The organism is Bradyrhizobium sp. LeoB3 (genome assembly GCF_055456055.1).
Genome location: NZ_JBVBEF010000291.1, coordinates 1 through 1,373, shown reverse-complemented (window position 1 = coordinate 1,373; position 1,373 = coordinate 1). Strand labels below are relative to the sequence as shown.

3 protein-coding genes are annotated in these 1,373 nt (G+C 59.1%); all 3 read left to right on the top strand.

Annotation, left to right across the window (positions count from 1 at the left end; genetic code table 11):
- A partial coding sequence (locus ACZXDY_RS45910) for an adenylate/guanylate cyclase domain-containing protein (RefSeq protein ID WP_464350012.1) occupies positions 1–364 on the top strand: 364 nt, incomplete at its 5' end.
- Positions 268–510: an adenylate/guanylate cyclase domain-containing protein gene (locus ACZXDY_RS45905; RefSeq protein WP_464350013.1), complete on the top strand. Its 243-nt coding sequence runs from the start codon at positions 268–270 to the stop codon at positions 508–510. The genes ACZXDY_RS45910 and ACZXDY_RS45905, both read left to right, overlap by 97 nt.
- A gap of 330 nt (positions 511–840) precedes the next feature.
- A partial coding sequence (locus ACZXDY_RS45900) for an amidohydrolase family protein (protein ID WP_464350011.1) occupies positions 841–1,373 on the top strand: 533 nt, incomplete at its 3' end.

The following is a 1,373-nucleotide window of genomic DNA, read 5'->3' as shown; positions in this document are numbered from 1 at the left end:
CCGCGATCATGGCGCGGTTGAGTTTGAGCGCGTGCTGTCGACCGTGCTATTCACCGATATCGTTGACTCCACGCGCAACGCCACTGCGATGGGCGACGAGCGCTGGCTTCGGCTGCTCGACAATCACGATCAGATTGCAAGAGAGATGGTCGGTAATTACCGCGGCAATCTGGTGAAAAGCACTGGCGATGGCGTTCTAGCAACCTTCGACGGTCCTGGACGAGCGGTGCGCTGCGCGCTCGCCTTTGGCTCTCGGCGGCGAAACAGATCGGACTCTCCGTTCGCGCCGGCCTGCACACCGGGGAGATTGAGATTAGAGGCAATGACATTGCTGGCATCGCCGTACACGCGGCCGCGCGCGTGATGTCGCAATGCGTCTCCGATGAAGTTTTGGTTTCGCGCGTGGTCACCGACCTCGTCGCCGGAGCCGGGTTGAAATTCGCCGAACGCGGTTCTTACGAACTCAAAGGACTGCCCGGGAAGTGGGATCTGTTTGCGGCGAGCGGATAGTCATCGAAACCGAAAACCACTTGCGCTCCTTACTAGGCAAAAGAGCTGAGTGCCGGAGACGTCAGCTTCTGGCCCTAATGCGAAGTCCGCGTGGATTCTGAAATGGTCTGCTTATCGGGGTAGACCGGAAGTGACTGGTCGCGCTTCCAAGCGGCGCTCTTGACTCAATGTATGGTCCGGCCGTTAGCCGAACTGGGATAGCGCGTCGTCCAAATAAGTCAGCTTGCGGACCTTGTCCAAGAAGCGTTGAACCGCTTCGAGATCGGAGTTACTCTTCCAAAAGAGAACAAATGTTCGCCTATTGAACAATAATTAGGGGGGGGGATTGCGATGATCTGCAAGTTCACGGCGCTTGCGGTTTTTGGGGCGGGCATGTGGTTCGCTGGCGCTGCACCTGCGGCGGCCCAGCAGGGAGACTTCAACGCGCCTGACCTCGTCCTCGTCAACGGAAAGGTCCTGACGCTGGACGAACGATCGACCGTGACTGAGGCGGTCGCCGTCAGTAACGGAAAGATTCTCGCGACCGGAAGCAGCGCATCGATTAAGTCGCTTGCCAGCGCTCGGACCCGCGTGCTCGATGTGTCCGGCAAGACTGTAATTCCCGGATTAATCGATACGCACGCTCACTTCAAGGCGGCTGGTCTTGCCGACTATGTCGTCAACATGAGCCGAGCGAAGACGGTGGCGGAAGCGCTCGAGGCGATCAGGGCATTCGCGGCCAGGAAGAAGCCGGGCGAGTGGATCGTGGGTGGCCCATGGCATCCGCCGTCGCAACTCGCCGAGAAGCGCTATCTGACCAAGCAGGAGATCGATAGCGTCGCTCCAAACAATCCGGTCTACCTGCGCACCGTCGGGCATTTCTC